This window comes from Rhodanobacter sp. T12-5, assembly GCF_008329435.1.
Taxonomy (GTDB): domain Bacteria; phylum Pseudomonadota; class Gammaproteobacteria; order Xanthomonadales; family Rhodanobacteraceae; genus Rhodanobacter.
On the sequence record NZ_NPKN01000008.1, the window covers coordinates 114,077 to 136,598 of the forward strand.

At 60.5% G+C, this 22,522-nt stretch carries 8 protein-coding genes; 2 read left to right on the forward strand and 6 right to left on the reverse strand.

The window, feature by feature from the left end; genetic code table 11:
• Positions 1 to 141 precede the first annotated feature (141 nt).
• A complete protein-coding gene (locus CIW53_RS15225) occupies positions 142 to 3,531 on the forward strand; it encodes a hypothetical protein (protein ID WP_197736671.1) in 3,390 nt (1,129 codons plus the stop codon).
• Positions 3,532 to 3,891: 360 nt separating this feature from the next.
• Here CIW53_RS15225 and CIW53_RS15230 read toward each other — a convergent pair whose 3' ends face one another.
• The 3 genes from CIW53_RS15230 to CIW53_RS15240 all read right to left on the reverse strand — a co-directional run bounded on the left by CIW53_RS15230 (position 3,892) and on the right by CIW53_RS15240 (position 10,071).
• Positions 3,892 to 7,110, reverse strand: coding sequence for a glycosyl hydrolase (locus CIW53_RS15230; protein ID WP_172969692.1), 3,219 nt, complete (start codon positions 7,108 to 7,110; stop codon positions 3,892 to 3,894).
• A 382-nt stretch (positions 7,111 to 7,492) separates the two neighbouring features.
• Positions 7,493 to 8,047 carry a 2OG-Fe(II) oxygenase gene (locus CIW53_RS15235; protein WP_197736672.1) on the reverse strand — a complete coding sequence of 185 codons (555 nt, stop codon included), beginning with the start codon at positions 8,045 to 8,047 and terminating at the stop codon, positions 7,493 to 7,495.
• A 143-nt stretch (positions 8,048 to 8,190) separates the two neighbouring features.
• A complete protein-coding gene (locus CIW53_RS15240; RefSeq protein WP_242451930.1) occupies positions 8,191 to 10,071 on the reverse strand; it encodes a tetratricopeptide repeat-containing sulfotransferase family protein in 1,881 nt (626 codons plus the stop codon).
• Between the two features lie 236 nt (positions 10,072 to 10,307).
• Here CIW53_RS15240 and CIW53_RS15245 point away from each other — a divergent pair, with 236 nt between their 5' ends.
• Positions 10,308 to 12,140: a tetratricopeptide repeat protein gene (locus CIW53_RS15245; protein WP_149365568.1), complete on the forward strand. Its 1,833-nt coding sequence runs from the start codon at positions 10,308 to 10,310 to the stop codon at positions 12,138 to 12,140.
• A 321-nt stretch (positions 12,141 to 12,461) separates the two neighbouring features.
• Here the strand turns inward: CIW53_RS15245 and CIW53_RS15250 are convergent, their stop codons facing one another.
• The 3 genes from CIW53_RS15250 to CIW53_RS15260 form a co-directional block, all read right to left on the reverse strand.
• Complete coding sequence (locus CIW53_RS15250) at positions 12,462 to 15,434, reverse strand: TonB-dependent receptor (protein WP_149365569.1); 2,973 nt, start codon at positions 15,432 to 15,434, stop codon at positions 12,462 to 12,464.
• Between the two features lie 1,008 nt (positions 15,435 to 16,442).
• Positions 16,443 to 19,418: a hypothetical protein gene (locus CIW53_RS15255; RefSeq protein WP_197736673.1), complete on the reverse strand. Its 2,976-nt coding sequence runs from the start codon at positions 19,416 to 19,418 to the stop codon at positions 16,443 to 16,445.
• Between the two features lie 34 nt (positions 19,419 to 19,452).
• Entirely contained in the window at positions 19,453 to 22,506 is a 3,054-nt protein-coding gene (locus CIW53_RS15260) for a hypothetical protein (RefSeq protein ID WP_172969693.1), read from the reverse strand.
• Between the last annotated feature and the right edge of the window lie 16 nt (positions 22,507 to 22,522).

The following is a 22,522-nucleotide window of genomic DNA, read 5'->3' on the forward strand; positions in this document are numbered from 1 at the left end:
CCGGAACATTCTCTGGCTTGCTGTTGCTCACCCTGCGCAGCCGTCATGGGTCCTCGAAAAGGCGGCAGGTTGGCCGCTCCACCTTTCGATGCTAGTGTTCCGCGACAAACCCGCCCCCAACTGAAGCCGAAGGCAAGACCCATGTCTATTCTCCGCTCGTTTACGGCTGCCTCGATCGGCTTGATCGCCACCGCATTTGGCCTGCTCGCGTTGCCGTCGGTAACCACAGCGCAACCCGGGAAGGCGAGTGCGACAACCCAGTCCACCAAGCTGTACGGGGAAATGCATTGGAGGGGTATCGGACCGACTCGCGGCGGTCGTGCCCGCGCGTTGTCTGGCGTTCCCAGCCAGCCAAACGTGTTCTATGCAGGTTACGACAATGGTGGCGTCTGGCGTTCGACAGACTACGGCGCCAACTGGGTGCCACTGTTTGACGATCAGCCAACCAGCTCGATAGGGGCCATCGCGGTGGCACCTTCCGATCCCAACATCATTTACGTGGGAACTGGCGCGGGGATCATCCGTCCGGATCTCGCGGTAGGTGACGGAGTCTACAAATCGACCGACGCCGGCAAGACCTGGACCCACCTGGGTCTGCGCGACAGTCAGATGATTGCGAACATCGTGGTGGATCCCGGGAATCCCGACCGCCTGTTCGTCGCTGCCCTGGGTCATCCGTATGGGCCGAATCCGGAGCGCGGGATTTTCCGCTCCACCGATGGTGGCAAGACATTTACCAAGGTGCTGTACAAAAACGAGTATGTCAGTGGCAATGACGTGCGGATTGATGCGAGCAATCCGAACATTGTCTACGCCGCGTTGTGGCAGCAGCAGCAGAGTTATCTCGAAGGCGCCGAATTCGGCGGAACCGAAGGCGGGATCTTCAAGTCCACCGACGGCGGCAGCACGTGGAAGCAACTGAGCAACGGATTGCCCTCCGGCGTCATCGAAGCGAACCTCAGCCTCTCGTTGAGCGACCCGGGCACGATCTACGCGATGGTCGCCGGCACCGTCGGGAAAGTTGCCACGGCCAAGGAGGGTACGACGGGGACGGTCAATCTCTACAAGTCGACGGACGCTGGCGAGCATTGGTATCTTGCCGCACACGACCCGCACACGTCCGCCGCATCGCCGACTGCGACGGTGGATCCCCGCCCGACCATACGCATTGGTGGCGGTGATCTGCCGACGATAGCCGTCGATCCGAAAAATTCCAACGTTGTGTACAGCGACTCCACTGTACTCTGGCGCACCGAGGACGGTGGTGTGACCTGGAATGCCGTGCGCGGCGCTCCCGGCGGTGACGATTACCAGAACATCTGGATCAATCCAAACGACACCAACATCATTTTCGTCGTCGCGGATCAAGGCGCCGTTGTCTCAGGAAATCGTGGGGTATCCTGGAGCAACTGGTACAACCAGTTGACGGCCGCGATGTATCACGTTTCGACCGACAACGCATTTCCCTATCGCGTCTGCGGTGGGCAGCAGGATTCCGGGTCGGCCTGTGTGGCCAGTCGTTCGATGGACGGCAGGATCACCTTCCACGACTGGCATCCGGTGAATATCCAGGAATACGGCATTGCCGCCAGTGATCCGAGTGATCCCGATCTGGTCTTCGGCAGCCAGCGCAGCAACGTCTCCTTGTACAACCGCAAGACCGGCCAGACCACCGAGGTAGGTCCCGATGCCGAAGCACGCGGTACCAAATTCAACCGCAACGTGCGTACGATGCCCCTGCTCTGGTCACCGGTGGATCCGACGGTGCTGTACTACACCTCCAACGTGGTGTGGAAATCCACCGACAAGGCGCACAGTTGGACCCGGATCAGCCCTGACCTCGCCCGCCAGACCTGGAAGGCGCCCGCCACCACGGGAAAGTATGCGAGCGACGTCAAACCCGCGGCTGCAGGCAGCATCACTGCGCTCTCCGCTTCGCCGCGTGACGTCAACGTCCTGTGGGCGGGTACTGACGACGGTCAAATACAGGTGACGAGGGACGGCGGCGCCAAGTGGTCCAACGTGACCCCCGCCGCCATCAAGCCGTGGACGCGCATTTTCAACATCGAAGCCGGTCATTTCGACACGCAGACCGCCTACGCGGCGGCCAACACCATGCGAATCGACGACATGAATCCGCATCTGTGGCGCACCCGTGATGGCGGCAAGACGTGGACTGAAATCAACCACGGCATAGCACCGGGGGCGGTGACCAACACCATCCGCGAAGACCCGCGTAAGCCCGGGTTGTTGTACGCGGGCACCGATACGCAGGTCTGGGTCTCGTTCGACGATGGCGACAACTGGCAGTCGCTCCGGCTCGACATGCCGGCAATATCGGTGCGCGACCTTGAACTGAAGGACGATGCTACCTGCATGTGTTCAGACCTGATCGCTGCCACCCACGGCCGCGGCTTCTACATCCTCGACGATGTCACTCCCCTGCGCCAGATGGCTGAAGCGCGCAGCGCCAAGGCAGCTTATCTGTTCAAGCCACAGACAGCGGTGCGCCTGCGCATGGGTACCAACGATCCGACACCGTGGCCGCCGGAATTGCCGGCCGGTGAGAATCCGCCGAACGGCGCCATCCTCGACTATTACCTTGCTGCCGACATGAAGGGCCCCCTGACGATCGACATCCTGGATGGCGCAGGCAAGGTCGTGCGGACCTATTCGAGCGAACTCAAGCGCGATCCCGACCCCGCCGTGGATTCGGCTGCCTACGACAAGGTCTGTCATGCCGGGCCGCACTCCCCCGACTGCTCCGTGCCGCTGTATTGGCCGGCCCGCATCCGCTCCATGCCGACCAGCGCCGGGATGCACCGCATCAGCTGGAACCTCCGCTATCAACCGCTGGCTGCGGAACGCCAGGAAGTCGACGCTACAGGTGCCGTGCCAAAGCGAAGCTCGCCGCCACCCAGTTCGCCGTGGGCTCCTGCCGGCCAGTACACGGTGCGTCTCACAGTCGACGGACAAAGCTACACGCAGCCACTGACGCTGCGCCTGGATCCGCGCGTCACCACCTCCGCGTCCGATCTGGCGCAGAACAACAAGTTGTCCATGGAGATGTACGAGCTCGCGCGCGACGCCCGCTTGGCATATGGGCAGGCACACGATCTCGGCCAGGAAATCGCGAAGCTGGGATCGGCTCAGGGCGCGCCCGCTGTTTCACTCAAGGCCAAGATCGATGCCCTGGCTCCGGACGAGAAGCGTGGGTTCCGTGGATTCGGCAGGGGCTACCAGGCGGCAACGACGCTGAACGGCGTGAGCGATGCAGCACTTGCCGCGCTGATGTCGCTGCAATCTGCAGACACTGCACCCACCGCCGCGCAAACCGCGGCAACCGTGCGCGCCAAGGCCCAGGCGCAAGCGGTGATGGCGAAGTGGGATGAAGTGAAGACCAGGGAGCTCCCTGCATTCAACGCGACTCGCACCAGCACGGGTCAGCCTGCTCTCGCACTACCGCCGTTGAGGATGCCCGCGGCTCTGCCCAGTGACGAGAACGGCAACGAGAACGAGAACGAGGGATAGAAAGCACCGGGCTCTGGCGCCGACGACGACGCCGGGGCCAGAGCGCGAGCCTGCAACAGACGCGGGAGATCTTCACCGGCCTCCCCGACAGATGATGCAATACGGTTCGTCGCAAATAACTACCCGGAACGACCTTCGCGCAAAGGCTAATGCAACCGGAAGTCGGTGAAACCGAACTTCTTGAAAGCTGCCCTGGTCCGGCAAGGAGTCAGTTCACGCTCCAAGTACGTTCGAGGTGCGCACAAAGCACCAATTCCACGCGACATCCACCATGAGTCGGGATCCCAGCGTTCCCGTGTACTCGAGGGCTCCCCGAGACACCTGCTTCCGGGAGGCCCGTCGACCGTACCAGCGCGCTTCCTACTGAACCTGCACCGGCGCATCCGGCATCCGCTCATCCGGACCATTCGCAATGGCTACCACCGGCAACTGACTTGCCTGCAGCTTCGCGTTTAGCGCTTTCATGTCATGCGACTTGAGGTATTGCCAACGCTGGGCTACGGACTTCATGGACTGATCGTACTCATCGTATTCCTCGTAGAGCTGCGCGGTCGGCGCGTTGGCCGACATCACGTTGATCTCGTTGGACAAATAGGCGATGCGCTCATTCAGCCGAACGGGATAGTTGAGCAGCCCCACACCGGTCTTCGCCTTGTATTGATACAGCTCACCTTGCAGCGCGAGTGCTTTTGCGTCCAGACCGGCAAGCAGCTTCTGCAGGCTCGTGCTCGCGCTCGCCTTCTTCTCCAAGGTCTTCAACTGCTGGCGTACGTCAAGAACCTGGTTGATGACGGCATGATTCTGCCACAGCAGATTCTGTGCCTTGTTGCCCAGGTTGAACTGTTTGACGAGATCAGCCTGCGTGGCACTGGAGCGCGGGTCGTTTTTTACGGTCAACGTCTGCCGATAAGTGTTGCCACCCACCGCGAGAACGACCTTGTAAATGCCTGGCAAGACATACGCCCCATTAGGCCCCCGGCCCTCGTTGTAAGCCACCATGTCATGAATCGGCGGTGCCGCGGGGAAGCTCAGATCCCACACAAACCGGTTGATGCCGCGATGACCCGTCAGCATGGTGTCTCCAACGGGACTGCGCATGAAACCACCCTTGTTCGACTTCCATGAGGCGTCGTCGACATTGTTGAACGAATTGACCAGATTGCCGGCGGAATCGTAGATCGTCAGGGTGATTTTGCCGGTCGGCTTGTCCTTCAAGTAGTAGGAAATCACATCGTTGGGAGGATTCTTGCCCACCTGGTTTCCCACCGAGGCGCGCCGGCCAGCTTGCATGCGCAGGATGAATGCCGGCGCGGATTTGAACAGGTGGGCCGGACTCTGCATGACTTCCGCGCTCATCTCACGCAGCGCGGATATGTCGTCCATGCCCCAGGCCGAACGCCCGTGGGTTGCCACCAGGAGGTCAGCGCCCTTGATCGCGATGTCGCGTACTTCGGCGGTGGGCAGATTCAGCTGCAGTGACTGCCACTGCTGCCCGCCGTTGAATGACACAGCTATGCCATTGGCCGTACCGGCGAACAGCAGATCCTTGTTCACCGTGTCCTGCCTGACCACATAGACATAGTTGGGCGCGGCAAGGCCATCGACGATGCTCGACCAGGTTGCGCCGAAGTCATGGGTCACGAAGACATAAGGCGTACTGTCACCCATTTTGTGCTTGTCGACGGCGACAAAGGCAGTGCCTGGGTCGAAATGCGATGCCTCGATGGCATTGACGCGACCCCACTCCGGCATCTTCGGCGGCGTGATTTTCTTGTAGGTCTTGCCGGCATCAAGCGTCAACCAGACCAATCCATCGTCGGTTCCCAGCCAGATTTCACCTTTGCGCAGTGGCGACGGCGCAATCGCGTAGATCACGTCGTAGTATTCGACGCTCGCATTGTCCTGGGTAATGGGACCGCCGGATGATTGCTGCTTGGACTTGTCATTGCGGGTCAGATCCTTGCTGATGACGGTCCAGCTCTTGCCGCTGTCCTTGCTCGCCATGAGGTACTGCGAGCCCAGGTACAGCGGATGCGAATCCTCCCCGTCCCAAGACGCAAACGCAAACGGATCAGTCCAGGTAAAGCGGTACTTCACGTCCTTCGCGGCGTATCCACTGTTCGCATTCGACCACGGCGCAATGTCCTGTATCGTCTCGGTACGCATGCTGTAACGCGTCAAGCCGCCCGAATATCCTCCTTCAACAATGTAATCGGGATCATTTGGGTCGGCGAACACGTATCCTGACTCGCCATCATCGCCGCCAACAACAAAAACATCCTTGGCGGAAATGCCGCCCAGGCCACGGCTTGCCGTGCCAAACGCACATCCGGACGGACAATCCTGAATAGACGCATAGATGTTGTAAGGAAAACGATCATCCGTCGAAATGTGATAAAGCTGGCCAATGGGCAGGTTGTAGTACTTGCCCCAGGTCTTGCCACCATCCACGCTCGTGACGACGCCCTGGTCATGGCCCTGGATCATCAGATCGGGGTGCAAAGGGTTCATCCAGAACGCGTGATTGTCGCCCCCGGGAAGCACAACCGCGTTCCAGGTGCCTCCGCCGTCAGTGGATTTGAAGAACCCGGTATTCGTCGCGTACAGGGTGTTCGCGTTCGTCGGGTCGGCAAACACGTTGGTGAAATACCACGCGCGTCCACGAATGCGCTGGTCGGCGCTGATCAGTTTCCAGTCCGCACCGGCGTTGTCCGAGCGAAACAGACCGCCGTCCGCGGCCTCGATGAGCGCATAGACGACCTGTCCATGCGAGTTCCCGCCCGCCACGGCAACACCGATTTTCCCCAGGACACCCGAGGGCAGGCCGTGGCCTTGCAGGCGGACCCAGGTCTTGCCCTGGTCCGTCGACTTGAACAATCCGTCGCCTTCACCGCCGCTCGACATGTGCCAAGGCTTGCGGTACATCGTCCACATACCTGCGTACACCACCGACGCATCCGAGGGGTCCATCGACAGGTCGATGCCGCCGGTCTGATCATTCACATACAGCGTCTTGTCCCAGGTCTTTCCGCCATCGGTGGAGCGGAAGATGCCGCGATCCTTGCTCGGGCTGTAGATGCGCCCGAGCGCCGCCACCATCACCACGTTCGGATCTTTTGGGTCCACCACAATCTTGGCGATATGTCGCGTGTTCTTCAGACCCATGTTGGTCCAGTGCTTGCCCCCATCGGTTGACTTGTATACGCCATCGCCAAAAGTGGCGTCGCTGCGCGGGTCCGCCTCACCCGTGCCGACATAGACAATATTCGGGTCGGAGGGGGCCACCGCGATGGCACCGATGGAGGACACCGGTTCGTGATTGAAAATCGGCTCCCAGGACAAACCGGAGTTGGTTGTTTTCCAGACCCCGCCGTTGGCGCTGCCAAAGTAGAACGTGCGCGGTTGGGTCGGAACACCGGCTACCGCCAGGACGCGGCCGCCATCAAAAGGGCCTATCAGTCGCCAGCTCATGTGGGCATACATGTCGGGCGCCACGGTTTGCGCCGCGGCACTGACGAAAATCATGAGGAGCAAAACGCCGACGCCAGACAGGGCTCTCGCTCTGGCGGTAATGTTCAAGACCATGATCGTTCCCCTGCGCTAGTGTCTGTGCCAATGCAGAACTTGGTTCGGTGCATCAATCGACCGCGAACCCGAGTCAAACCAACCGTTTGGTTTTTTGCCAAACCCGGTTTTTGAACTCCGAATTTTATTGTTTGAGGAAGACGCGGCCGCCGCAATCTCTGGCCACATTGGTCAAGACCCAATCCCCCGTTGATATTACGCAGCACGCCGGATGGATGCAAAGCGCGCAAGGCGTGCGCGCCAAAATGGCGCCCGAGTCGAGCAAGTGAATCGTAGCCTTAAGACCCAAGCCTGTGAAATTGATTCACATCCATTCGATTTTCGGCAGGGTCCATCGCGGCGGAAGGCGAAGTCTCCGTGCGATGGTCCGCGAGGGTCAGCTGACAGCCGGCTGCAGCTTGAAGGCCAGCGTGTAGCGCGGGGCGTAACAGATCCTGTTGGGTGGCCGCCCTACGTGCGGGATGCCGCCGTCGAACACTACCAACCGGCCGGGTTTGGGCGTGACCACAACCTCGGCGTCCATTTGCGAGTTGTAGAATAACGTCTCACCGCCCCATTCGGCATTCCACTCGGGAGCGATATACCACAAGGCAGTCAGCCCTTTCTCGCCAGGTTGGATATCGGTGTGAATGAATAGCATGTCGCCGTAGGCAGCGTGGTTGCAGTAGCTGCGGCAGACCCGGTAATCAGCACCATCTTCGAAATCGCGCACAGCCTGCAGGGTCGGCTGATAAACCATCAATTGCGGTGCGGTTTCCAATGGAATGTTCAATTCCCAGTGGCGAAACCCGGCGGTATCAGCGCGAGCGACTTCATCCCGAACGAAGTTGGCGCCCATGAACGCGTCAGTGAGCTGCTTGACGTGCGGCAACGCCACCAAGCCGTCATACACACGGATCGGGCGGCCTTCGACCAGCACGGATCGAGTCATTGGCATGGCAATGCTTCCCGGATACTGAAAAGAGAATAGGTGGGCCCTGCGGCACGATCAAGCATTGTTCTTTTGACCCGGTATCCTCCCATGCGCCGCCCCTGATCTTGAGCCCGCGCTTGCTCCGATAATGCCGCAGACGATCACTTGTGGGGTGTCGGCCCGCTGTCGTAACCCCAGTGGGCCAGCATGGGCTGCAGGATCGGAAGGACCGGTTCGAAATAGCGCGCGTAGTGCCGCCAGTGGTCCACGCCCTTGGCGCTGATCGGCTCGATCACCTGGGTGTAACTTGGCGTGCGGATGTGGCCCTTCTGCCGCGCACGCTCGGCGAATCCCAGCATCGCTTCAGCATCGCCGAGCTCGAGAAATGCCGCGATCTTGGCCGTCTGAGCCGGAGGATCGGCGACCAGATCTTCATAGCGCGAAACAAACACATCGGGGTGGAACAGCGCTGCATGATGCAACCAGTTGTTCATCGCGGCCACGTAGGCGTGGGCAAGATTCTCCAGCGACCTGCAGGCGGCGACCAACGGTGCGGAACGGAAATTCTGCAGGTAGCAACTGAGGATGACGTCGCACGGATGACGCACGACGAGGATGAATTTCGCCTGCGGAAAAATGCGGTGGATCATCGGCAGCCAGGACATGTTCAGCGGATTCTTGTCCACCAGCCGCGTACCCCACTGCCGCGCCACTTTCCCGCAGGCCAGGACGACATAACCCTTGCGCAGTTCATCACAATCGCTTTGTACGAGCTTGTGCAGGTCCCGCGGAACCTCCAGGCCAACGCTTTCCAATTGACCGGCCAGGATGTTCAGGAACGGGCGCTCGTCCATCGACTGCAGATCCGGGTGCGCATCCAGCATCTGCTCGAGGAGCGTGGTGCCCGAGCGGGGGAATCCCACCACGAATACCGGCGACTGGCTGCGGTCGGGCGCCTTCAACTCCGGCCAACCGCGATAGTCGTCCTCACTCACGCGATCGTCGACGTGTGGCAGCAGCGGTGCATCCGCTTCCAGCAGGTACGGATTGGACAAACGCAGTTGCCGGATCTGGATGGCATGTGCCGTCTCCAGCGCCCGCATGGTCGCTGCTGCATCACCGAGCCGATCGCAGGCGCTGGCCAGCGCGAAATAATATGCGTCATGGGCTTCATGGCCAGGGCCAACCTTTTCGAGCAGCGCGCGCGCGGAAGCGTATGACCCCCGGCGCATGGCAAGCTGGGCCTGCTGGCTTTCCACTTCGCGGCCGATGCCGGGATCGGCGTCAATCGGTAACGTTGCAAGCACCGCTTGCAACTTGGCCTGTGCCTGGCCCAGCCGATTGACACGTTCGTATACCCTCGCCAGCAATAGTTGCGCGGACCAATCGTCGGGCGTACGTCCCACCAGGTCCTCCAGCAGTTCAATACTGTCACCGAGTTCGCCGACCTGGACCAGCAGCTTGGCCAACTCCCCCAGCAGATCGTCTGAAAGGGGCAACCATTCGCGCCACGTTTGCAGCAACTCATCGGCTCGGTGATCCCGACAGGCCAGGCACGCCCGCGCTGCGTGGAGGCGGATCACGACGGAATCGGGTGCCAGCTCGTGCGCGCGCATCAAGGTAGTCTGCGCAGCCATCGGCTTGCCGTTTTGAAGCTGCAGAAGGCCAAGCTCCTCCAGCCTCTCGGGATCGCCAGGCGCGAAGTGAACTGCAGTTTCCGCCGCCCTCTCCGCAGTTTCCCGGTCGCCGACGCGATCCAGCGCCGAGGCATAGTTGGACCAGTGCACGCTATCCTCGGGGCACAACTCGACGAGACGGGCAAAAATCCCCACCGCATCGCGTTGCCGCCCCTGTCGATGCAGACCGAGCCCGAGCAAAAGCAAAATGTCGGGTTCATCGGGGGCTAGTTCCAGCGCGGTACGGCAGCGGTGTTCCGCGGCGACCAGATCACCAGATTGCAAGGCAGCCACAATGGGGGGAATCAGAATGTCATCGGCCATCTTGCGCATGTCTCCGACATTGAAAAGCAGAGGCGGCAGCATACCCGGCTCGTCCTTGAAACTGCAGCCTCTGCTAGTTTGCAGCGAACGCCAGTTGGAACGCGAACGCCATGCCATCCAGGCACCGCCGACTCATCGTGCAAAGGTCGTCTGTCGGTTGGAGTGCAGATTGCGCCACGAGAGCGACTTGTCGTTGTTTGCAATATGCTGAAGAGCCTTGCGTGAACCGGGTGGCGCATGGGCTTTTGCAGTAACTCTCGTCAGGACAGGTTTACCACATGGCTGCGTCGTCCCCAACTCAAACTGTCACGGTGTTGCGAGCCGCCGCTGGCTTGTTCCAGGTGGGTCGACATACCGAAGCGCGGGAGCTTCTGCGCAGTCTGTTGCAGACCCATCCGGGACTCGCCGAAGCGCATCGGATGATGGCGGGCTCCTTTTTTCAGACCGACGATTACACGCACGCGCAGCACGCCTTGAAGGCGTGGCTGCGGATACAGCCGGACAATGTCGAAGCACACGTTTTGCTAGGTCGAGTGCTGGGCGAATCAGGGCATTCTGCCGAGGCCGAACGCGTCTTGCGACGAGGGTTGGACCTGGACCCGGGCAGTTTGCCGGCAGCATCCGCCCTGGCGCGCATGCTGCTGACTGCGGGCCGCTTCGGCGACGTACGCGAGTTGTTGGAACCGCTATTCCAGGCTCGCCGAGGCAACCCGGAGGTGCTAATGCTTTACGGTCATGCGCTGATGGCCCTGGGGCAGACCCTGCCGGCCGAGGCAGCGTTGCGCCGTTGGCTGCAACTTGAACCGAACAGTGATGACGCCCGCCTGCGACTGGCAGCGGTACTGGCCAACACTGACCGTTACGCGGAGGCCGCCGCCGAGGCGCGTGCGAGTATCGCGACGGCCGGGAAGACACCCGAGGCAGGCTTCCTTCTGGCACGTGCCTTGATGGGCCAGTGCAGGTTCGAGGAGGCCGAGGCGGAGCTGCGACAGGTGGTGCGGGCACAGCCCGCCCACGCCATGGCGCAAGCCAATTTGTCTGAACTGGTGTGGATGCGCAGCGCTGACGCCGATGTCGCCTGTGCAGAACTGGACGCGGCGTTGCAACAGCAGCCGCAGTTGCACTCGTTGCGTATCTGCAAGGCGCGGTTGCTGCTGAGCGCGCAACGCGCCACGGATGCGCTCGCCACCATCGAGACCGGATTGCGGCTGGCGGAGGAAGATCCTGACCTGCTCAGAGCCGCCAGCACCATTGCACTCGACTTCGACGGTGCCCATGCTCTGGTTTGCGCCAAACGCCTGGTTGCCATCGTGCCGGAGGATCACGACGCGCAAATGGCACTCGGCAACGCATTCCTGGCCACGGGAAGAGGCCAGGCTGCCCTCGAGGTGGCTGAATCCCTGCACCGGGCGAATCCCCTGGAAGGGCGGGCACTCGCGATCAAGGCGGACGCCTTGCGCATGCTGGGGGACTCGCGCTATCGGGACCTTCTTGATTATCAGGGCCTGGTCCGCGCCACTTGCATCGATGTTCCGGATGGCTGGCCAGATCTTGCTGCCTACCTTGCTGACTTGGTCCGTGATCTGACGGAGGCTCATACGTTGCGCGCGCACCCGATCCGCAACTCACTGCGCGGCGGAAGCCAAGTGCAGTTGGTTCCGGGGGATTCCCCATCGCCCGCGATCCGTGCCTTCTCGCAGGCCATTGACGGACCGATCAGGCGTTACATGACGGCAATCGGCCGGGGCTCCGATCCCATGAGGTCTCGCAACACGAACCGCTACCAGGTCAGCGGGATGTGGTCCGTTCGGCTGCGTCCGCATGGGTTTCATGTCAATCATTACCACTCCGAAGGCTGGATTTCCTCAGCCTGTTATCTGCATCTACCGCCTGCAGTGTCGGAACAGCAAGGCGAAGGTTGGATCAAGTTCGGTGAACCGCCCTTTCCGACAGAGCCAGTTCTGGGACCGGAATACTTGATCAAACCCGAGCCCGGTCTCCTCGTCTTGTTTCCGTCCTATATGTGGCACGGCACGGTGCCGTTTTCCGGGGCTGCAGAAGACTACCGACTGACCATCGCCTTCGACGTAATTCCCGCCACAGCTGACTGACGGCGCAAACAACTCAACCCACGAATACCAGCTCGTCCGTCACCCGCGGAGGTCGACGCATGAGGCTATTGACGCTACCCAATCCTGGACCAGGTTTCATTTGATCGAGACTCGAACCTTGTCGGAGACCGAACCGGGTTCTACGCCTTTTTTCGTCCGGGTCCAGTCGGTGTGAGAGCTTTCAGCTTGTCCGCCGCCTTCCACCCATTCTCTCGCCTGTCGATACGACCTTCCCCGCTTACCCGCGAAGAACCAAAAAAAACCGCATGGAAGATCCATGCGGTTGGAGTTCGAAAACTGACGCTAACAGAGACAAAATGCTCAGAACGAAACCGTGACGCGACCCCAGAAATAACGGCCCAGTACATCGAAGTCAGCCGGGTCGGTGTTCGCGTTCAGCGAGTTGTTGGCGTAGAGCAACGGCGGCTGCTTGTCGAACAGGTTGTTGACGCCGAATTCGACCTTCGTCTTGTACGCCTTGATGTTGTAGCCGAGGGTGATATCGCTGTAAGTGTGCGTTCCGTAGTGGAACACCACGCCAGGCCGACCCGGATAGGCAGTCGACTGCTGACTCAGATCCGCGGAGCCCATGTTGAACTTGTCGGTGGCGCGGAAGCGCCAAGATGCGTCCCAACCACCGAGTTGCCAGTTCGCTGCCAGCTGCGCGGTCCAACGCGGGAAGAAGCACAAGCCCCCGATGTTGTCCGGACAAGCCGACTGAAGCCCCGATCCCAGCCCGCCCATCACGCCAGCACCCTCGAAGACCCGGTTCGCAAGGGTGCCGGGTGCAATCTGGACTTGGTACTCGGTCATGTAAGTGACGTTCGCCAAGACCGTGAACTGGCCCCAGCCAAAGTCAGGCAGGCGGTAACTGCCGGAGAAGTCCGTACCTTTGACATCGAGGCGTCCAAGGTTGGTGGTGGGCAGGAACACGCGCTGGATCTGGCCGACGGAGCCGCCGCCGGAATATCTATGGATCAGCGGACAGTATGCGGCTATGCCGTTGTAGCAAAGATCCAGCACCGTCTGTTCGCCAGGTATCGTGATGGTGTCGTTCAGATAGATGCGCCAGTAATCCAGACTGAGCGAGAGATTCGGGATGAACTCCGGCGAATACACCGCACCGAAGTCGAAGGACTTGCCGTGCTCAGGCTTGAGCGGGAAGTTCAGATATTTCGAACCTGAGAACAAACCATTGCCCTGGTCATGTGTCGCCACCGTCTGGTTGCGGAACGTGCCATCCAGCGGCACGTACTGGCACGCCGGGTTGGGTGTCGTTGCGCCATCACACGGGTCGCTGCTGAGGCTTGAGGTGCTGCTGGAGGGCAGCGAAAAAATGTCCGCGATGCTGGGGGCACGGAACACTGTCGCCACTGTCCCGCGCAGGAGCAGATCAGTGATCGGCCTCCACTCGAATGCGACCTTCCAGTTGTTGGTGCTGCCGGCCAGGTTGTACTTGGAATAGCGGTCACCGAGGGTCAAGTTCAGCGATTTCGCAAATGGCATGTCCTGCAGGATCGGGATAAACAGCTCGCCGTACACCTCCTTGACGTTGTCCTTGCCCCTCAGCGCAGATGCGCAGCCTGCTCCTGGGCAGTTCCCCGTGGTCGGATCAATCAGCTGTTCGGCGGGAATGGTGTTGTTGGTGTATTCATTGCGATAGTTAAGACCAGCGGCGAGCTGCACGGTACCGGCGGGAAGGTCAAATAGCCCACCGCTCACATCGAGATGGAATTGCCGCTGCAGAGTCCACTGCTGGATGAGGGTTGCCGTGTTCGCCTTCTCCAGCGCCGCTTTAGTCGACGGAGATTGAGGACTAAACGGATTCCATGGCAAGCAGGAGTCGAGCGAGATCGGTGCGCTGGGGGTACCGCACTGCACGACGCCGTCGCCGTTCAGAAACGATGGCCCGACACCGGGCGCCAACAGGCTACCGCTGGGCGAGCCGGTCGAACTGGAAGTGAACGTGTAATAGCCGTAATTCACACCGGCATCCCAAGTCCAGTCCTTGTCGAGAATTTCCAGGGACCCTTTCAAGCCAGCCTGCAACTGGGTGGTGTTCTGACTGGCAGAAGAGACGCGGTTGCCGCCTGCTACTTCGCGAAAAGCCACGGCATTGCCATTGTCACCGGTAAAATCGATGCCAAACGGGTTGTAGTAGCTCTGTGCCGAGATCGGCTGATCTGCACTGACGCCGTAGATGTTCGGCGCAAGCTGCAAGGACGCCGTCGACTTGTTGAAATACGTGGTCATGTACGCATCAACGTGGTCGCCCAGGTGATAAGTACCCTTGAAGAATGCGTTCAGGCGTTCCTGGGGCGCCACCAGCGCCTGTACCGTCGCATAGTTGTAGCGGTCGTCGGCTCCAAAGCAGTGGAAGTCGCCTGTACCCATCACGGCCTTGCCGGAGGTCACCGCATCATGGTTTGCTGCAAGCCTGGTTCCATTCGCGCAACCAAATTGAGCGGCAATGTTGCTGGGGAGCGTGATCTTGCCGAATTGCCCGTTGGTGGAACCACCGGGCACGACGCTCAGCGGGCCAGTCGGATTACTGCTGGAGGTCAAGGACAGTGCACTTTGCGAAAACTTGCGGTTGCCCTGCAAGACAATGTCCATCTTGTTGTAGCTCAGGCCCGCGAACAGGCTTCCCTTTTCGCCGCTGTGCCCAAACACGAAGCTGCCACCACGCCTCTCGCCGTCACCATGATCGGAGACACCGTAGTTCGCGGAAACCTGGGCACCCTGGTAGTCGGACTTCAGGATGACGTTGATCACGCCACCGATCGCGTCTGATCCGTACACAGATGATGCCCCATCGGTCAGGACTTCGATCCGTTGAACCGCCGCCGCAGGGATCGAGTTGAGATCCGCATTGAGAACGCGCTGGCCGTCGACCAGCAGCAAGGTACGGTTTGAGCCGAGGCCACGCAGGCCAGCCAAGGTGCGCCCTGCTGGAACCGCACCCGGAGAGTTGTGGTTGTTGACGGTGGGCGTCAAAAGGCCACCGGTGATCGCTGGCAGATTCTGGATGACGTCACCCAATGTCTGTTTGCCGGTCGCCTCAATCTGCGCGGCCGACACGGTAACGACAGGGCTGGAGGTTTCAAGATCCACGCGGCGAATATGGGAACCAGTGACTACCACCGCATTCAGCGTCTTTGCCTTGCCCTGGTCCGGCGGCGGCGGGGTCTGGTCCTGTGCATGAACGCTACCCGCAAGCCCCATGGCTACAACCGCCCCCACGGAAAGCGATGTGCGGACGGCAAGCGAAAGCTTGTTTCGATCGAATCCCATGAAGTTCTCCCCAATTCTGATAAGTTGACAACATCAAATAAATTGTCTCGCACAGCTTCGCCAATACCGATTCTTAGACTTGCTATGTCCTCTGCCTCGCTCGCATACAAATGCGAAACGCAATCGCCTTTGCCAAAAATCAACCCTGCTATTCCAGCGCGAGTCGAAGTGTCGAAAGCCTGAGCTGAAAAAAGACCGGAGGTACCCGCTTTCCACAGTCTGATTTGCCTGCCTGGGCCACTTTATGGACGCCTGTGCCGAGCCTCAACGCCAGTTGGGCAGTTGATAGCATCAGGCTAACGCCCGAGTCAACAGAATTGCCGGCTCGATTTCTGATTAGGAAAAAATCCGCGTACTAAGCGTCAAAGTACCAACATTCTTCCGCGGCTTTTCTCTTTTGGGCTTTGAACTTTCCTCGCACAAGCTGCGCCCGGATCGCCGGCAGCGCTTACGGCCCAACCGCTGCGCCGACCGGATTACCGGTCGAGCAAACGAGGTCGCGCGAAAACACCAGCACGCGCGACGCGACGCCTGCGCCGCAGCGAAAATCGGAGCAACTTGCCTCGGGGGGTTTCAATATCCACGCGCAACGCGATCAGTGAATCGCAGCGACGCTCACCTCGGTGAGTCTCAGATGGTTGTTGCAGGCATCCCGCCTATGCCAGGCACCTGGAGGAAACTCCGCTACAGTAACCCCCGACTCCAAACCCTCCCGCCACTGAAGCCTGGAGGACGTCGCACTCGACACTCGGCTAGCTCAGCCCGATACACCAAGGCAATCAGCTTGGGATGGTGTCCACGGAACCGGCAGCAGTCCAGGTTGAAAAGGCTGACCGATACGGTGGCTGCCGTTGTCAACAGACATGCCAAGGGAGTACGAGCGACACCTTTGCAGCAACACTACGTACCATTGAGCGCAGCAGCTGGCGTACCTGCTCATGGCTCCCGCAGTGACGTCCCGCAAACAAGTTGTCGCGCTACTCAAAACTGCCGAGGGGCCGACACCACTCAATCACCCAGCATGGCATCGACTTGGCGCTTGAGGTCAGCCACGGCGGCGACCTGCTGCGTCGTGGGCGTGGCCATGGTCGAGGGGTTGTCTACGCCCCCGCCATAAGCGCCACCATAAAGTGAGTTGTATTGGGTGATGAGTTCATAGTTCAACTTCAGCAAGTCGGGCCTTTTCTCTCCCTTGGTCTTGGCCTGCTGCAAGGCGATGTAGGTGCGGTTGATGTCCTGGCTGAGTTGCATGCCAAGCGTCAACTGCTGGCTGAGTCCAGCCATGGGTTTGTCCACCCGCGGATCCATGCGCACCGTCAGCGGTTGCGTCCAGGATTGCCCGTCCACCGTGAGCTTGACCGTGTATTGCCCCGGCAGCACTGGAGGACCGGTCAGCCCGAGGGGCGTGTCGTGGAAAATCACTCCCATCGGTACGTACGGCTCCAAGGCAGGCGGTGACGGATAGTGCAGGTTCCACACGAACCGGTGCATGCCGCTTTGCGCGGAAAGTACTTGTGGTGGATGCAACCAATAAGTGGGGAAATTCAGTCGGTCGGGATTCACGGGCGCAGGTTTGTCCGTCGAGGCATAGTGGCGTACGAGCTTGCCGTTCGCATCGAGGATGTCGAGCGTGACTGGTCCGGTCGCCGCCAACTTCAGTACATAGTCGATGATGGCGCCGCTGGGCGGGTTCTGTCCCGCTGAAAACTCGGGTTCGAGCTGCGTATCAGAATAGGTGTTGCGGGGTATCTGCCAGGCGACCGCAGGCTTGTAGAGGAATGCATGATCGGCACTGGCCGCGGCGGCAAGCTGGCGTAACGGGGTGATGTCGTCGAGTATCCAGAGAGCACGGCCATGTGTACCAAGCACCACGTCGTCATCATGGATAACCAAGTCACGCATGGATGTCTGCGGCAAGTTGAACTGCAGCGACTGCCAGTGATCGCCATCATCTGCCGAAAACCACACGGCGCGCTCCGTGCCGGCGATCAGCAGGCCCTTCTGCTCCGGGTCCTCACGAACCACATTCGCTGAGGCATTCTCCGGCAGCCCGTCGACGATCAGCTTCCAGGTCTTGCCGCCATCGTGGGTGCGATAGATGTAGGGTTTGAGATCGTCGAGACGAAAGCGACTCACCGAGGCGTAGGCCGTCTGGTCATCGAAATGCGAGGCAACGATCTGCGTCACCTTGCTCCAGGACGTCATGCTTCGCGGCGTGACATCGTTCCAGTGCTTGCCTCCGTCACGGGTGATCCAGATGAGTCCGTCGTCGGTTCCCGCCCAGATGGTGTCTGCGCTTTTGAACGATGGCCCGATGCTGTAGATCACGCCTCGATGATCGAGCGGGTTTTCGTGCGCGGCAAAGGGTTTGAGGTTGGCCGGAATGCCCGGATTGGGTCGGGACAGATCGGCGCTTATCGTCTGCCAGCTGTGACCGCCATCGGCGGTCTTTAACAAGACATTCGAACCCAGATAAAGCACGTGGGGATCAACCGGCGAGAACAACAAGGGCGCGGTACGGTTGAAGCGGTACTTGCCCTTGAACAGGTTTACCTGCGGGCCGACAACCTGACTTTCGCCCGTCTTCCAGTCATAGCGCACCACGCGGCTGGAATAAATGATGTCAGGGTGCAACGGGTCCGGGGCGATATAGCCGTATTCCTCTCCACCGACCGGGTGCCAGTCGCGATAGGTGATCTGACCATCGTTACCCCGGCTGGTGATGCCGATCGATCCACTGTCCTGCTGCGAGCTGTAGACGCGATATGGAAACTGGTTGTCCGTGATGACGTGATAGGACTGCGCAGTAGGCTGGTTGTACCACGAGCTCCAGGTCTTGCCGCCGTTCACGCTGATCGTTGCGCCTTGGTCAACACCGACCGCGATGATGTCGGGGTTGTCGGGATTGATCCAGGTATGGTGGTAGTCATTTCCGCCTGGTGCTCCCCGCACGGCGGTAAAGGTCTTGCCGGCATCCGTCGAGCGGTACCACGCCGTCAGGCTGACATAGATTTCATCGCTGTTGTCAGGTGCGACAGTGACAAACCCGCCAGCATTGCGCGGGTCGTTGCTTACGCGGTGAAAACTTTGACCAGCATCCTCCGACAGGTACATGCCCCGGGAAGTGGAGGTCCCGTCCACGCTTGCATAGATGCGTTGGGAACGACTCGGCGCGACCGCGAGCCGGATCCGCCCCAGACCTTGTGCGACGGTCGGCAGCCCTCGGCCGATCTGGTGCCAGGAGGTGCCGCCATCAGTTGATTTGAACACCCCGCTTCCTGCTACGCCATGGTGAATCTGCCAAAGCCATGGAGATACCCGGCTCGCCCAGAGCACTGCATACACGACCTTCGGATTCGACGGGTCGATGGCAACCTCTGCGGCTCCCGTATTCTCGTCCTTGTACAGGACCTTCTGGAATGTCCTGCCACCATCAATGGAGCGGAATACGCCACGCTGCGCGTTTGGTCCGTATGGGTGGCCGAGCACAGCCACAAACAGCCGGTTGGGATTGTGTGGGTCGACCACGATCGAGGCCAGTTGTTGACCATCGCGCAGGCCGAGGTGCTGCCAAGTCTTGCCGGCGTCCGTGGACTTGTAGAGGCCATCGCCGGTCGACAGGTCCGGTCGCTGAGAAGCTTCTCCGGAACCGGCATAGATGACGTTCGGGTCGGAGGGGGCGATCGCAAGGGATCCTATGGAGTTGTCCTCATCAGCATTGAACAACGCTTCCCAGGTCGAGCCGGCATCAGTCGTCTTCCAGATCCCCCCATTGTCGGCGCCCATGTAGAACACGTTGGGCTGGCTGGGGATGCCGACGACGGCGCCCACGCGTCCACCCCGGAACGGGCCAATCATCCGCCATTTCATTGCGCCATACAGATTGGAATTGACTTGGGCCAATGCCGGCAGCGCAGGAAGCACCAGTGCGAGCGCCAGGAACGACGCAGCACATATTCGCTTGGCGTGGACGTGTGTCTTCATCTGCTTATCTCCTGCAACAGCATGTCGTGCGAACTCAGTTGCCTGCCGCGAGCATGCCGGCCAGCGCGGCGCGATCCCTGCTGCTGGAACCGCGCAACCGGTTGGCCGCGTCGATCACTGTAGGGCTGGGTGCAGTGTCGACCTCCATGACTTGATTGAGCAGCATGGACAGTTGCATGTTGACACTGCTCAGGCCGACCCTCTCGATCTGGCCTTCCATCCGCTGCGCCTTTGCACTGTCACCGGACTTGTTGGCAGAGACGACAGCTGCCTGCGCCTGCTGCAAAACCTTGGCATTGCTGTCGATGTCGGACCTCAACGCCAGTGAAAATTGCACGTTGGCCGCGAGCGCAGTTGGTGTGCTGCCTGAATTGGGATCAGCCTTTACCGTAAGGGGCGCGCTGTAATCTTTGCCACCGACCGCCAGCACCACGCGATACTGCCCCGGCAACACCAGTGGGCCGATTGGCGCGCGTGGTGTACGGTCGAGTACGCCCGGCTCGCCCCAGTACGGTGCCCCTGCCGGGGCTGTGTAACGCAGATCCCACACAAAGCGATGCGATCCCTGGCTTGCACGAAGAATGTTCGGTGGCGAGGTGTAGTAATCGGGGAAGTTTGGAAGAGGCATCCGGGCCGGCTTGTCGGCACTGGAATAGCGACGTACTTGGTTGCCCGAGGCATCGTAGATCGTCATCGTTACCGGCGCACTGATGCCTTCGCCGAGCCAGTAGTCGATGATGGCGCCAGCCGGTGGATTTGCCGAGTGCGGCACTTCCGGCGGCCGCGCCTCACCCGCATAGGTGCCGAGCCTTAAGCGCAAAGCCGGTCTTGGTGCGTACAGATGCACCTGGCTTTGTGCGATCCCGGTACTGGCTTCGTGCAAAGGTTCGATGTCGTCGAGTATCCAGACGCCACGCCCGCTGGTAGCGACGATCAAGTCGCCGTCATGCAAGACCATATCGCGCACTGAGGTTGTGGGCAGATTGCCTTGCAGTGACTGCCAGGCGTGGCCATCGTCGAAGGATACGAAAATGCCCTGCTCGGTCCCGGCATACAACAGGCCCTTCCGCGCAGGATCGGCACGCACCACGCGCACGTAGTCTCCTTCCGGGATGCCTTGGGCGGCCAAACGCCAGTGCTTGCCGGCGTCATGGGTGATGTAGATGTAAGGCTTGAAATCATCGACCTGATGACGATCGACGGCCACGTAGGCACTCGCCACATCAAGCGGGTCCGCGTCGATCGTATCCACGCGGCTCCAAGGTTCGAGTCCGGGCGGCGTCACGTTTTCCCAGTGCACACCGCCATCCTGGGTAAGCCACAGGCGCGAATCGTCGGTGCCGGCCCAGAGCACGCCGTCTTTGAGACGCGAGGGCGCAAGCGCATAAACAACCGAATAGCCACACTCAGCCGCCGTCTTCCGGGCTGGCTCACCCCCGCATTTCGCGTCGACGTTCTTGTAGGTGAGGATGGGACTGATCGCGTGCCAGGTTTGGCCAGCATCGGTCGTACTCAGCACCTTCTGTGCGCCCATGTACAACGTATCAGCCTTGAACGGCGAGGGTGCGAACGCAGTGTTCCAGGGATAGTAGTAACTCGTGGCAGTCGGCACGGCGCCGAATGAACTGATCGGGTTCGGCGAAATGTTCGTGGTGACATTGGTACGCAAGTTGTAACTGGTGATGTCACCGCCTGAGCCAGCCCCGTAGATGATCGACGGATCTCCCTTGCGCGGGAACAGGTAACCTGATTCGCCACCACCCACCGCCTTCCAGTCGTCGTTGGTGATGATGCCGGAGAGCCCGCGGGACGTGATCGCCATGGCGCCCGAATCCTGCTGGGTTCCATAGATCCAGTAGGGCACCTGGTCGTCGACGCCGATGTGGTAGATCTGGGCGGTGGGCTGGTTGAACCAGCTCGACCAATGGGTACCATCATCGAGACTGATCGAGGCGCCCTGGTCGGAAGCGAGAATCAGATGGTTCGCGTTGTCCGGATCCATCCACAGTGCACGCATGTCGTCGCCGCTGGGTGATCCCTTGATCGAATCAAAATGCGCACCGCCATCGCGCGAGCGGTACAGCGAAGTATTTGGAATGTAGACAAGGTCGGGATTCTTCGCATCGGCGTAGATGCGTCCGAAGTACCAGCCGCGTCCCGACAAGCGGGGATCGGCATTGATCAGACGCCAGCTCTTGCCCAGGTCGTCGGAGCAATACACGCCGCTTCCCTGTCCTGCCTGGTTTGCTCCGCCAAGGGAGTTTCCGGCGCTGACGATCGCATACAGACGCGGGCCGGACGCCGTATTGGCCACAGCGACACCGATGCGGCCCATGTCCGCAGGCAGCCCGTTTGAGGAAAGCTTCTGCCAAGTCGCGCCATTGTCGCTCGAGTGATAGATCGCACTGCCCGGACCATCGACCGGCGGGTATTGCCACCACGGCGTCCGCTCGGCGTTCCAGGTTGCCGCATACAAGCTCGAAGAGTTGGCGGGGTCGCGGGCCAGATCCACTGCGCCGGTATGTTCGTCCACATACAGCGTGTGCTTCCAGGTCTTGCCACCATCCGAGGTCAGGAAGATGCCACGCTCCTTGTTCGGTCCCCAGATGTGGCCTAGCGCCGCAACCACCACGCGGTTCGGATCTTTCGGATCCACGAGCAGGCGACCGATGTGGCGTGTGTCGTCGAGTCCGATATGCTGCCAGGTATTACCGCCATCATTCGAGCGGTACATTCCGTTGCCGTATGTCACGTTTGATCGAATCGACACTTCCCCGGTACCGACGTAGACGATGTCGGGATTTGACGGCGAGACGCCGATCGCACCAATGGAGGCCACCGGTTCGTTCTGGAACAAGGGCTGCCAGGTGACGCCCGCATCGGTCGTCTTGAACAGGCCACCACCTACGGCGCCGAAGTAACCGATATTCGCCTTGCCGGCAACGCCGGCTACGGAATCGACCCGGCCGCCGCGGTAAGGCCCGACCTCGCGCCAGGATAATGAATTCAGCAGCGATGGCGGGATCGACTGTGCAGTCGCCAGGCCAGCGACAAGCATCACGGCTCCGGCAAGAAAGGATCGGTACATGGGCATCTTCCTCAAG